The 12,785-nt window shown below is 32.2% G+C and carries 14 protein-coding genes; 2 read left to right on the top strand and 12 right to left on the bottom strand.

Annotation, left to right across the window (positions count from 1 at the left end):
* Positions 1 to 212: 212 nt before the first annotated feature.
* From KA814_RS12060 to KA814_RS12035, 6 genes are all read right to left on the bottom strand, one after another.
* On the bottom strand, positions 213 to 593 hold the full coding sequence (locus tag KA814_RS12060; protein ID WP_064209457.1) for a PaaI family thioesterase: 381 nt from the start codon (positions 591 to 593) through the stop codon (positions 213 to 215).
* Positions 594 to 622: 29 nt separating this feature from the next.
* Positions 623 to 1,939, bottom strand: coding sequence for a Na+/H+ antiporter family protein (locus KA814_RS12055; protein ID WP_046207525.1), 1,317 nt, complete (start codon positions 1,937 to 1,939; stop codon positions 623 to 625).
* A gap of 210 nt (positions 1,940 to 2,149) precedes the next feature.
* Positions 2,150 to 3,625 (bottom strand): M17 family metallopeptidase, encoded by a 1,476-nt coding sequence (locus KA814_RS12050; RefSeq protein WP_064209458.1) that lies wholly within the window; start codon positions 3,623 to 3,625, stop codon positions 2,150 to 2,152.
* 170 nt (positions 3,626 to 3,795) lie between these two features.
* Positions 3,796 to 5,004 (bottom strand): NAD(P)/FAD-dependent oxidoreductase, encoded by a 1,209-nt coding sequence (locus KA814_RS12045; protein WP_046207523.1) that lies wholly within the window; start codon positions 5,002 to 5,004, stop codon positions 3,796 to 3,798.
* 237 nt (positions 5,005 to 5,241) lie between these two features.
* A complete protein-coding gene (locus tag KA814_RS12040) occupies positions 5,242 to 5,601 on the bottom strand; it encodes a HesB/IscA family protein (RefSeq protein ID WP_046207522.1) in 360 nt (119 codons plus the stop codon).
* 13 nt (positions 5,602 to 5,614) lie between these two features.
* A complete protein-coding gene (locus KA814_RS12035; protein ID WP_019469672.1) occupies positions 5,615 to 5,851 on the bottom strand; it encodes a YuzB family protein in 237 nt (78 codons plus the stop codon).
* A gap of 440 nt (positions 5,852 to 6,291) precedes the next feature.
* On the opposite strand from KA814_RS12035, the gene KA814_RS12030 reads away from it, so the two are divergent.
* A complete protein-coding gene (locus KA814_RS12030; protein ID WP_064209459.1) occupies positions 6,292 to 7,356 on the top strand; it encodes an NAD(P)/FAD-dependent oxidoreductase in 1,065 nt (354 codons plus the stop codon).
* A gap of 92 nt (positions 7,357 to 7,448) precedes the next feature.
* Here the strand turns inward: KA814_RS12030 and KA814_RS12025 are convergent, their stop codons facing one another.
* On the bottom strand, positions 7,449 to 7,760 hold the full coding sequence (locus tag KA814_RS12025) for a YuzD family protein (protein ID WP_064209460.1): 312 nt from the start codon (positions 7,758 to 7,760) through the stop codon (positions 7,449 to 7,451).
* Between the two features lie 106 nt (positions 7,761 to 7,866).
* Between KA814_RS12025 and KA814_RS12020 the strand changes: the two genes are divergently transcribed.
* Positions 7,867 to 8,109 (top strand): NifU family protein, encoded by a 243-nt coding sequence (locus KA814_RS12020; protein WP_019469675.1) that lies wholly within the window; start codon positions 7,867 to 7,869, stop codon positions 8,107 to 8,109.
* Between the two features lie 363 nt (positions 8,110 to 8,472).
* Here the strand turns inward: KA814_RS12020 and dltD are convergent, their stop codons facing one another.
* From dltD to KA814_RS11995, 5 genes are read right to left on the bottom strand one after another with little or no spacing between them, the layout of a single operon-like run.
* Positions 8,473 to 9,618, bottom strand: coding sequence for a D-alanyl-lipoteichoic acid biosynthesis protein DltD (gene dltD, locus KA814_RS12015; RefSeq protein WP_064209461.1), 1,146 nt, complete (start codon positions 9,616 to 9,618; stop codon positions 8,473 to 8,475).
* Complete coding sequence (gene dltC / locus KA814_RS12010; protein WP_064209462.1) at positions 9,615 to 9,851, bottom strand: D-alanine--poly(phosphoribitol) ligase subunit 2; 237 nt, start codon at positions 9,849 to 9,851, stop codon at positions 9,615 to 9,617. The genes dltD and dltC overlap by 4 nt, the downstream gene beginning before the upstream one ends.
* Before the next feature lie 17 nt (positions 9,852 to 9,868).
* Entirely contained in the window at positions 9,869 to 11,083 is a 1,215-nt protein-coding gene (dltB, locus tag KA814_RS12005; protein ID WP_046207517.1) for a D-alanyl-lipoteichoic acid biosynthesis protein DltB, read from the bottom strand.
* Positions 11,080 to 12,543, bottom strand: a complete 1,464-nt coding sequence (gene dltA / locus KA814_RS12000) for a D-alanine--poly(phosphoribitol) ligase subunit DltA (protein WP_064209463.1) — start codon at positions 12,541 to 12,543, stop codon at positions 11,080 to 11,082. The genes dltB and dltA overlap by 4 nt, the downstream gene beginning before the upstream one ends.
* A 14-nt stretch (positions 12,544 to 12,557) precedes the next feature.
* Positions 12,558 to 12,704, bottom strand: a complete 147-nt coding sequence (locus tag KA814_RS11995) for a teichoic acid D-Ala incorporation-associated protein DltX (RefSeq protein ID WP_046207515.1) — start codon at positions 12,702 to 12,704, stop codon at positions 12,558 to 12,560.
* Between the last annotated feature and the right edge of the window lie 81 nt (positions 12,705 to 12,785).

Here is a 12,785-nt window from a genome sequence, read left to right as displayed (position 1 = left end):
CAAGGCAATCTGAAGCTGTTTCCTAAGAAAGCGAGACAACCATACGAAATATTGAATAACAAAGAAGCACGCAGATGCATTAATTAAATCATCTGCGTGCTATTTTTCTAGGTTTTTATCCCAAGCTCATATATAGTTTACATGTAATAATAATTAGCTTGAATACACGCTAATCATTAAGATTAAAATCACCAATCTAATACTTTAATTTCTCATTGCCGTTTACGTGGTTTTATAGCAACGGTTCCTCTCATTACACAAATCAATCTATCATTTTGGTCTCTGATATCTATGTTCCAAACTTGAGTCGTACTACCTTCATGTATGATTGTAGCAGTCGCAAATATTGTCCCTTCGGTTGTCGAACCTATATGATTCGCATTCATTTCTAAACCTAGGGGAATGTAATGCTCTGTGTCAATGATTTCAGCAGCCCCCATAGAGCATGCTGTTTCTCCGAGCGCTAAACTCGCCCCACCATGTAAAAAGCCAAATGGTTGTTTCACTTCATCTGTTACTGGCATGGACATAACCATAAGTCCATGTTCTTGTAGCTCTACCTTTATCTTTAAAGCATCAAGCATATTTGCCATTTAAGACACCTCTTTTTTTATTCTTAGATTTATAATATCATAGCCGCTATTGTTCCAAAAATAATTAGAGGAATGTTATAGAAAACAAAGTTTGGAATACATGTATCACGAATGTGATCATGTTGACCATCAACATCTAAACCTGCCGTAGGCCCTAATGTTGAATCACTTGCAGGTGATCCTGAATCACCTAATGCACTTGCTGTTCCTATCAACGCAATCAATGCCATAGTACTTAATCCTAAAGATTCACCTAATGGCACAAATAACGTTGCAATAATAGGTATTGTAGCAAATGATGAACCGATACCTAATGTTACGACCAAACCAATAATGTACATGACAATAATACTAAATAATTTATTCTCACCAATAACATCGCTAAGCCCACTTACTAAATTACCGATATCTCCTGTTTCATTCATTACACCTGCAAATCCATTTGCTGATAAGATTACGACACCTATAAATGACATAATTTTAATACCATCTACAAATTTTTGGTCTAACTCAGTCCACTTGTATGCACGTGAGATGAAGAATACAAGCACACCAGCTAAAGCCCCAAATATCATAGAATCAGTGAACATTTGTACTAAAAACGTAGCAATAATAGAAATAATGGTTACTATGAGGACATATGGTCTAATTTCAATTTCACTCATATCTTTAATATCTTTATGTTCAGAATATTTTCTAGGTTTTCTATAATAATAAATACCTGCAATTAAGCCAACAATATAGCCTAATGAAGGAATCAGCATCGCTTTCCATATCATGCCCATTTCAATTGGATGATCTGCTTTAGAAAATCCGCTTTGAATGATTTGATGGAAAATCTGACCGAAACCATATGGCAATAATACGTATGGCCAACATAAACCAAAGCCAATGATAATAGCAATTTGTCTTCTATCTATATTAAGTTCATTGAACAAACTTATTAATGGTGGTATCACAATTGGGATAAATGCAATATGTACAGGTATTAAGTTTTGGCTCATTACACTCATAATTAAGAGGGCACCGATAATAATCACTTTAACTTTAATACGTGACATTTTACTGTTTTCCGCGTGAATAGCATTGATAATTTTATTTACTAAATAGTCAGTAATACCACTATAAGAAATCAACGCAGCAAACCCGCCTAGTAAAGCATAGCTCAATGCCACTTCTGCGCCATCAACAATATTTTTACCAAATACAGATACAATGTCTGTGACGCTCATACCTGCGATTAAGCCACCAACTAGTGCACTGATAAATAAGCTTATAACAACATTTAATCTACATAAACAGAGTACAATCATCAGTACCACTGCTATAACAACTGCATTTATCACAAAAGCACAACTCCTTTATTACGTTATCGAACTAAAGTATCACGAGATTTATAATAACAATTGCTTATCAAATTGTCAATCCTATCTTGATATTTAGATGAAACATGAATCATTAACCTGCCAACCTTGTGATATAAGGTTAAAAAAACTTCAAGTTAATCTACTAAAATTAACTTGAAGTTTTTGTTTTTAATGATAATATTGTTACACCTATAGTACGCTTAACCATTGTACGATTGTTGATATTAGATAACCTGTAGGTCCCACAGGCCCTTTATAACTTGATTTATTCGTAGTAGCAGGCCCTGCGATATCAAAATGTAAATGTGGTGTATTACCTGCAAAATGATTGATAAATGTTGCTGCAAACAATGCTTTACCTTGACCATTGGTATGGTTAACTAAATCAGCCACTTCACTTTTTCTTATCAGTGCTTGTTCTGTGTCAGTAATCGGTAATTCAAAGACTTTTTCATCCATCATTTGTGCTTGTTGTAGAATAGATTTTAACGTAGTGTCAGCATTTTGATTAAAAACGGCAGCTTTATCTTCACCTAACGCAGCTACAGCAGCGCCAGTTAACGTTGCAAAATCTAATATTATACTTGGCTGAAATTGATTTGCATAAAATACAGCGTCACCTAAAACAAGGCGCCCCTCTGCATCAGTATTTAATACCTCTACTGATTCTCCGCTAAGTGCTGTGTAAACATCATCTGGTTTCATTGCTTCGTCATTCACCATATTTTCGGCAGCGGCAATAATTCCAACAATATTTAGTGGCAGTGCTAATTGACGAGCAGCTTCGATCATTCCTATTACATTTGCTGAGCCACACATATCAAATTTCATGGTCTGCATACCTGTTTTTGATTTGATTGAATAGCCACCTGAATCATACGTAATGCCTTTACCTACGAGTGCAATAGGATTTTCTCCTGGTTTTCCACCATTATAAGTCAACGTTATTACGCGTGGACCATTTTTAGAACCTTTACCAACTGCATGAATTAACCCAAAACCTTCTTTTTGTAAAGTTTTATTATCTTTGATATCAACTGATACGCTAGTGTCATTAAATTGATTTTGTATCAATTCTGCATAATAAGCTGGTGTCAATATGTTAGGTGGTATATTACTATAATCACGTGCTAAATTAACAGCAGTTGCAATAGCCTCTCCTCGTTCAATAAACTCGACAATGTGATCTTCTTCTGTGTGAATCTCTATTGTTAATTGATAAGGCGCTGATTTATTAGTTTTATAACCATCAAAATGATAGATAGATTGTTTACTTTGTTTACCAAGAATTTCTGCTATTAATTCCGTTTCTACTTTTTGAGATTTAAACGTGTTAAACAACAATGATGCTTTAGTTATCCTTTTGCTATTTAAAGTTTGAAATAAATTTCCGAAGATTTTTAAATAATCATTATATCCTAATGTTTTAGTATTTCCTAAGCCCACAGTAATCAGTTTATGTGCCTTCTCATCTACTTTAAAAAATGTACTCGAAATCGCTCCAACATTGGTGCTGAAAATATGATGTTCTTTTAAAGGGGATAATAAGTCTTTTATGTCATTTCCAGCAATTTGTATCGACTCTAATTGATTTAAATGTTCAGGCACACCTACAATAATTGTTTCTTGTTCAATCTTAGAAGTGTTATTTATAACTGTTTTCATCAAACATCCCTCATTTCAATTTATTCTGTCACATTCTATCATTTTAATGTCGGATCATTATAAAAATGATAGATTATATCATACTATATATAAAATTTGAGGCTGAGACAATTTATGTCTCAGCCTCAATATTTATGGTCAATAGATACATATCTATTGGTTATCAGTTATTAAAATTTACCTTTTTTAAATGCTAAACCAATACCACCAAGTTTGAATACTGCACGTGTATCGATTACTTTTTTCATAAATGCAGCTTTTTTACCTTGGATATCTTTACCATAAACAACACCAACGCCATCGTTAGCACCTAAAGAACATACTGTACCGCGATCAACATATTCAAACTCTTGAGTAGGTTGACCTTCTAAAATATTTTTAATGTTCTTAGCAGTGTGCTCGCCTTCTTGCATTGCAATTTGTGCTGTAGTAGGTAATGGGCGTTCTTCACCAGCTGGAATAAATGCAGAACAATCACCTATTACAAAAATATCATTATAACCATCGATTGTTAAATCTTGATTTGTAACGATACGGCCACGTTTAACGCCTTCGAATGATTCTTCCATTAACTTACTACCACGAACACCTGCTGCCCATACAACTGTATTTGCTTCTAATTGTTGTTCTTCATCATTAACTTTAACTACGAAACCTTTTTCATTTGCAGCAACAATCGGTGTAGCAATTTTAAATTCAACACCTTTACTTTCTAAATAACTAACTGCATGGTTTACTAATTCATCAGAGAATTGAGGTAACATTTTTGGAGCAGCTTCTACACAAGTAATTTTAACTTTTGTTTGATCTACACCATATTTGTTACATAACTCAGGGATACGGTCAGTTAATTCACCTAAGAATTCAACACCTGTAAAGCCTGCACCACCAACGATAATAGCTAAATCTTTATCATCTTTATTTTTAGAAGCAGCGTAGTTAGCAAATTTGTCTTCAATATGGCGCGCTAATTTACGTGCAGTTAAAATATTTTCGATTTGGAAAGCATGATCTTTCATACCTTTAATACCAAATGTTTCACTTTCGAAACCTAAAGCAACAACTAAAATATCAAAATCAAAGATTCCTGCATCAGTTTCTACTTTTTTAGCATTGCGATCAATTTTTGTAACTTCTGCTTTAATGAAGTTTACTTTATTCTTATTGATTACGCTTTCAACTGGATATAAAACATCTTCATAACTAATTGTTCCAGCTGAAGCTTCATGTAACCAAGTTGCTTCATAGTGATAATCATTCTTATTGATTAATGTAATTTCAGCTTCATCAGCTGAAAGTTGCTTTTGTAATTTGGTAATAGTTTGTAACCCAGCGTAACCAGCGCCTAAAACTAAAACTTTTTTACGTTCTTGAGCCATTTCATTCACCTAAGCTTTCATAATTTTTTTGTTGCGATCGTCTTTTTATAATTTACTGATTTACATAGAAATTCACAAAAAAGACATTTTTCATCCAACACTAATTTTATAGTTTTTATAGTTTATTTTCAAGCCGAAACGCATATATTGTTTATTTTTTCACATAAACAGATAAAAGACTATAGTTCTAACCACATTTAGTCGAACTATAGTCCATAAACACTCGGTTTAAAATTTTTAACAATCTTCTGGTGAACCAGAAACTTTTGCAGTTCTGAATGAACTTCCACAACCACAAGATGCAATTGCGTTTGGATTGTCTATTTGGAAGCCACCGCCCATTAACGATTGTTTGAAATCAATTTTTGTACCTTCCAATACTGGTATATCATATTTATCAACTAGCACTTTGACACCGTGAAATTCAAATATTTCATCATTTTCACTAGGTTCAGCTTCTGCAGACATACCATACGTTAATCCTGTGCAACCGCCACCATTAACTTTGATTTTCAAAAAGCCATCTGGCATATCATTCTGTTCCATCATATCTTTAACTTCGTATGCTGCCGCTTCTGTTAGTTCAACTACTGCCATTGAAATTACCTCCCTAAAAAATCCATGTTTCTTCTATATGTGAATAAATATTTTGTAATAAGTCGTCTGGTGATTCTCCTTCAACAATATCACCGTTTACTAATGCATACAAGCCACTTGAGCAAATGCCACAATTTTGCAAACATCCATATTCTAAAACGTCTACACCTGGATCATTTTCAAGTTGATTATATACATAATCTCCACCTTTCGCTAAATTCGAAATGCAGAACTCAACTATTGGATTCATATTACACCCTCTCAATTAATTATCAGTTTAGTAATTATAACAAAATCACATCACTTTTGACCACTTACTAGCTTATATGAATTAATCATTCATTTTGTTGTTTTTGTAACAATTCAATTAAAACAAAACACGTTTTCGTATAAAATGCCATTCACACTAATTTTTTATATTGTTATAATCATATTGTATTTTTAAAGATTTATGTTTACAAATTACAATTCATCACGTTTATTTGTAGAAGTATATAAAAAAGCATATAATATATCTAAGTAAGCTTATTATGAAATTGGTATTTCGTTCAATGAAGACGAATATGATTTAACCAAATTGTATTTATTGACTTACATTGACGACAAGAGATAAAAATATTATTTATTAACAAAAATAAACTGTATTTTTATCAAATTGCTCAATATATTTTTACTAAAGGGGTATCATAAATGAAAAATTTAGTACTATTGGGTGGCGGATATGGAAATATGCGCATTATGTCTCATATTTTACCATCGGCACTTCCTGAAAATTATTCTATTACATTAATTGATCGTATGCCTTATCATGGTTTAAAACCAGAATTCTATGAATTAGCTGCTGGTACTAAATCAGACAAAGATATTCGTATGAATTTTCCCGATTCAGAACGTATTAATATTGTGTACGGAGAAATCAATGATATTAATTTAGAAGATCAAATTATTTCAGTTGGCAACACAAAAGTAGATTATGACGAATTAGTCATTGGACTTGGTTGCGAGGACAAATATCATAATGTCCCAGGAGCAGCAGAATACACACACAGTATCCAAACGTTATCAAGTTCACGGGAAACATTTCATCATATCAGTGAATTACCAAATGGAGCAAAAGTGGGTATTGTAGGTGCGGGTTTAAGTGGCATCGAATTAGCGAGCGAACTTCGCGAAAGCCGTAAAGATTTGCAAATATACTTATATGATCGAGGAGAACGTATTTTACGTCGTTTTCCAGAAAAGCTAAGTCGTTATATAGAAAATTGGTTTAAAAAGAACGATGTAACGGTAGTTCCAAATTCTGATATTAATCGTGTGGAACCTGGTAAAATTTTCAATAACGATGTACCTGAGCCATTGGATTTAATCGTATGGACTGCTGGCATTCAACCTGTGGAAATTGTTAGAAATTTACCAATTGATATTAGCAGAGATGGCCGTGTCATCCTAAACCAATACCATCAAGTCCCAACCTATAAAAATGTATACGTAGTTGGCGATTGTGCAGATTTACCTCATGCACCTAGTGCACAACTTGCTGAAGTTCAGGGAGACCAGATTGCTGATGTTATGAAATTACAATGGCAAGGTAAACCTCTACCAGAAAAAATGCCAGAACTCAAAGTTCAAGGCTTCTTAGGTTCCCTTGGTGATAAAAAAGGGTTTGCTTACATCATGGATAGAACCGTTACGGGTCGTTTAGCTTCAATCTTAAAATCTGGTGTGCTATGGTTATACAAATATCACAATGGATAAATTTTAATCAGTAATTATAAAGACACGTCTTCCTATACTTTATTAACATGCGTAAAAAGTATAGGTACGTGTCTTTTTTTAAAATAATTAAATTAATGCGCATCCATAAATTGAGTGATATCTCTCAATTGTACATACCCATCTGAAACGTATTCATCATTCATCGTTACAAGCGGATAGAACAATTCATCATCTTGAATACGCTCAATATATTGTTGATCATGATCAGTTAAATTTTCAGTATCCTTTTCTATATCAATATACGTAAACTCAAATTGGATATCTGGATACTTTCTTTTGAGCAATGGTTGCAACCAATCAAAAGTATTACGCGCTGTTGGCGCATTAACACAGCTTGCACAAACAACATCTGCACCATAAACGACTACACTTACTTTATTCATTTTACTTATCCCCTTTTGTCTCGATTGATAGATTTTTCTTTATATATCTATTATAATAAAAAGATAGACAGAAAATGAAATAATATACTTGAAAGGAGGCATTTCCATGCCAACTGAAAACGTAACAATGTTTGATCAAGTAGCAGAAGTAATTGAAAAACTACGTCCATTCTTACTACGTGATGGCGGCGACTGTTCGCTAGTAGATGTAGAAGATGGCATTGTTAAACTTCAATTGCACGGTGCATGTGGTACATGCCCAAGTTCAACAATCACATTAAAAGCAGGCATCGAACGTGCTTTACATGAAGAAGTACCTGGAGTAGTAGAAGTAGAGCAAGTATTCTAGTTGATCAACTTATAAATAAATTAAACAACAAAAACGTCAAATTTTATAGAATTCTTCGTTTATGAATCTTTCATCAAATAGCTGATTTATAACAAAATGCACTTTCATTTAAACATGAAAGTGCATTTTTATATTAAAACCAGAAATAAAATTGAAAATTGTATGATAGCGAAGTGATTTGACTTTATTGATTAAATTTATACAAGTCATTCCTGACGTAATCAGCACGCTGTTCATTTTTAATCAAAGGCAGAACCGATAAATAAAATCAGTAAACACGATAGAAAATCCATAGTTGCGATTTCCTATCCTAGTCAACATTTTAATCATCATTCAAATCATTCATCCTTAATTTGAAAGTAGTTATTTGCGCATGTGCTGAGCAATGTGCTCACTAATATAAACCCAACCTTTCCATCCTATATGGACGGCATCACTGATAACATAAGGTTCATAATCTTTATCTGTCATGTCGTAAATTTTCCCGCCACGACTAATAACTGTGTTCTTAATTTTATTATATACTTTCTGACGTTTTTCTTTATTTACACCTATGTGATCGTACCATTTTCCATTTGATGGAAGACTAATATATTCAATATCAACACCAGCCTCTCGCATAGTATCTACCAATAACTCCAAATCTTTAAATTCTGGAGAATTACTATTAAATTCATAATCTCTGTTCACTTTACGCTTATGCTTTTTTATTAATTGCCAATACTCATCTCTAATTTTAAATATATTTGATTGTGAATGTTTAGCACCATAGTATTCAGCTTTATTGCGAAGCATCCCCCAACTGTCATCTTGTGCAGTTACCGGTGTAATATCTGCTAACTCAGTATTTGCAAGAGGTAAATTCGACTTTATTGCTTCAATTTTTTCAAATTGATTCATTTTAAATGATGATACATATTGGTCATTGTCACTTATTTTACCTTTAGCTACTTTTTCTAAATAGTTTCGATTTTCTACATTTTTAAATCTTAATAAACGTTTGGCATAGCGCTGTTTAAGTTCTGGGCTTAAATGCTTTTGCTTAAATAAGCGGTTCAACTGTGCTTTAGACATACGAGCATCAAAATTTTTATTAGTTAATCCATGGTTTGTAAACCATTGCGGCGATATAATAAGTGACATTTTCTTTCCTTTTAAATGATCATATTGTGAGGCTAATTCCACAGCATTAATTAAATCTGTAGAACCACCTGTGCCAATTAGAAATGGTTGCTTAGCATGCATATTGTTATCGCGCAACAATATAGATGGATTAAACGGGTCATCTTTCTCAAGTTCACTAGAACCGTAAATTGGATAAAAATGATTCGACTTAAACATCTGCTCTTGGATTAACGTACCTTTTAACACTTGATCTGAGAGTGAAGTACGTTGATTATCTAACGTTTTCTGAGTGATTAATCCACTAAACCAACTAGAAGGTAATATTAAGAAAATCCCAAATAAACATAAACTGATGATAATTGGTATAAAATGTTTTAATTTCATCTTAATTCTTCTAATACCGCTGCAATCTTATTTGGTGTTGCCCATTCATCTCTGTCAAAATCCATAATTGAAACCTCAATATCTAATTTGTTTTGAATTTCTAATAATAAACCGACCGTTTGAAATGAATCTATAATACCTTCTTCAAATAATTCAATGTCAGGATTTTCTTTCACGATATTATTTTCAGTTACTTCAATTAATAAATCTAATACTTGTTCTTTAAATTCCATTATTATTCCTCCTAATTTTAAAACAGTTTTCCTGAAAAAATCAGAAAACCAAATGTTACAAAATGAAATGTTACAACAATACTCAAAGCAGTTGTAAACTGGTTCTGCCAACGTGGACGATGTTTTTTTCTCCATTTTTCATAATAGCCATATCCAATAAATAATGCTGCATGATACAACCCATACAAAATGTAATAAAGTTCTATACCATGCCATATGCCCATTATTAAAAAGTTTAAGAAAAAGGCTATATTCGACATTGCAAATTGACTTTTTAGTAATTTTTTCTTTGACATAAAAAATAATGACCGCATATAAATACAATCTCTAAACCAAAATGATAGTGACATATGCCATCTATTCCAAAAATCTTTAATATTTTTAGCTTTAAATGGCTGGTTAAAGTTTTGTGGCGTTTGAATACCATAAATATAGCTAAACGCAATAGCAAAAAGTGAATATCCGGCAAAGTCAAAAAATAAATATAAACTGTATGCGTACATATATAACCATTTTGTGATAACACCAGAAAAATCGAGCATTAATGGATTAATTGCAAATGTTTGTATCAAATAAGCAATAATATATTTGTATAAAAATCCAAGCATAATGTAATGTATTGCTTTGACAAATAAACCATTATAGTCACTTCCACTCAGAATTTTATTGTCATCTTTCACAAAACGTTTGTAACGATCAATTGGTCCTGAGGAAATGGTTGGAAAAAACGATATAAACTGTACGACTTTCCAAAATTTAATCTCTTTGATTGAGCCATCTCTAATTTCCATTAATAGTTGAACACTTTTAAAAGTAACATACGAAATGCCTAAAAATCCGATGAATTCTATGACTTTACTCTCATGTAGTTTTAACTGTGCCATTCCAAACCACGAGCTTTGCATAACTTTCACAACAATAAGTGGCAAAACAGAGAGAAAAATAACCGATATAAATTTTGCTGTTGTATTATTTTTAGCACGAGAATTCCAGTAATATATGATAATCAACACTTGCCAAATTAAATAAAGGATAAAATTTATCAGTTCTAAACTCAAAAAAGCTTGTCCAAATAGATGATGCTTATTCGATGAAAATATTAATATAATCATGACTGCTGTACTCAAACCATTATAAATTTTGCTCTGCTTACCCATAAATCCTAATATAATAACTGGTAACAAAATAACAAATGCTATAAGAAAGAATGTAAAATCGCCGTATGGAATCATTTCTCTATAGCCTCAGCAATCTTTTTACGATCTAATTTTCCATTCATCGTAAGTGGTAATTTCTTCATATATATTAACTTTTTTGGAATCATATATTCGGGCAATACATGTTTTAATTCCGTTTTTATTTCATGAGTTAAAGTTTGAACGTCTTCGTGGGTTTCGCAATCACTTAAAATAACTGCAGCATTTAAATGAATGACTTTGTTATTTTTATAAGTTGGTACAACAACTGCATCTCTGATTTTTGCTAACTTTCGCAATTGAAACTCTATTTCTTCTAATTCCATACGATAGCCGTTTAATTTAATTTGATAATCTATTCTTCCATTAATAAACCATTGGTTATCAATCAATTGTGCTTTGTCACCAGTATAATAAGATTTCTCACCATCCAATTTGGTAAATACTTTTTTTGAACGTATGTCATCTTTGACATACCCTTCACTTACGCATTTACCTGAAATGATAAGTTCACCATCGTCGGTTAACGATAACTTCGTTCCCGGTTGAGGTATACCTACTGGTAATGGATTATATTGATTTAAAACTTCATCTGTAACTAATATACTTGTGACAGCTACCGTAGCTTCTGTAGGGCCATATGTATTGTAAATGTATGCAGATGGGAACCGTTGAAGCAATAGTTCTGCTGTTTTATGTGCCAAAATCTCACCACAAAAGAAAAATTCTTTCAAATTACTATAATATGTTTCCGTTAAGCGTGGCAGCATAAGACACATTTCCATAAATGAAGGCGTAGATACCCATACATTTATTTTTGCTTCTTCTAACATTTGATTTAATAATTTTGGTTTATTTATCATTACTTTATCTACTAAGTTTAAGGTTCCAGCAGTCATTAAACACGGGTATATGGACATGACAGATAAATCAAATGAAAAAGGCGCTTGATTGAGCCATTGTTGATTTGAACCAACTTGATTGAGTTCTAACATCCAATTTGTAAAAAGATTGAGACTTTCATAACTGATTTGTACACCTTTTGGTGCTCCAGTAGAACCTGATGTAAAAATAGTATAAGCAATATCAGAATCTTTTATATTACTTACTGTGGTGTCATCTTGTTTTACACTTGATAATGAATCTTTTGAAATAAAAGAAACATGCTCTATTTCTATTTGTTCATCAGTAGTATTAAATATATATTGTGGCTCTATTTTATTTATAATTGATAGCATACGATCTTGAGGGATAGAAGTATCTAGGGGAACATAACCACAACCTGCCTTCATACTACCTACCATTCCTACAATCATATACGGGGACATATGCCCGTATAAAATCAATGGTGTTTTAGCATCTTTTAATATCATTGCAAGTTGGTTGGCTAACCGATTTAGTGCTTCATAGGTCAAAATTTCGTCATTATGTTTAACTGCAACTTGATTTGGACAGTTTTCTCCATGTCCTATTAAAGTTTGAATGATGTCTTTCATGATAGTCTCCTTAATTAAAATTCATTGTAAATAAAGTTATTATGTGTATCACCTGTACCATAAATTAAATATAATGCAATTAATATAGTTAGGTACATTACTGTCAATAACCATGGCTTGAATTTTTGTAAAGCAGTATGTTCTTTATCGTTTTTGTGCATATTTCACCTCTAAAATTTATATAAATTCAACATTAATCATCTTCATTAAATTATTTTTTATATTTTACACCTTATTGTATA

The sequence above is a fragment of the Staphylococcus sp. GDY8P196P genome, assembly GCF_017891705.1.
In the GTDB taxonomy this organism is placed as follows: Bacteria; Bacillota; Bacilli; order Staphylococcales; family Staphylococcaceae; genus Staphylococcus; species Staphylococcus ureilyticus.
The sequence above is the reverse complement of the archived record's forward strand: the minus strand, read 5'-3'. Positions and strand labels throughout refer to the sequence as shown.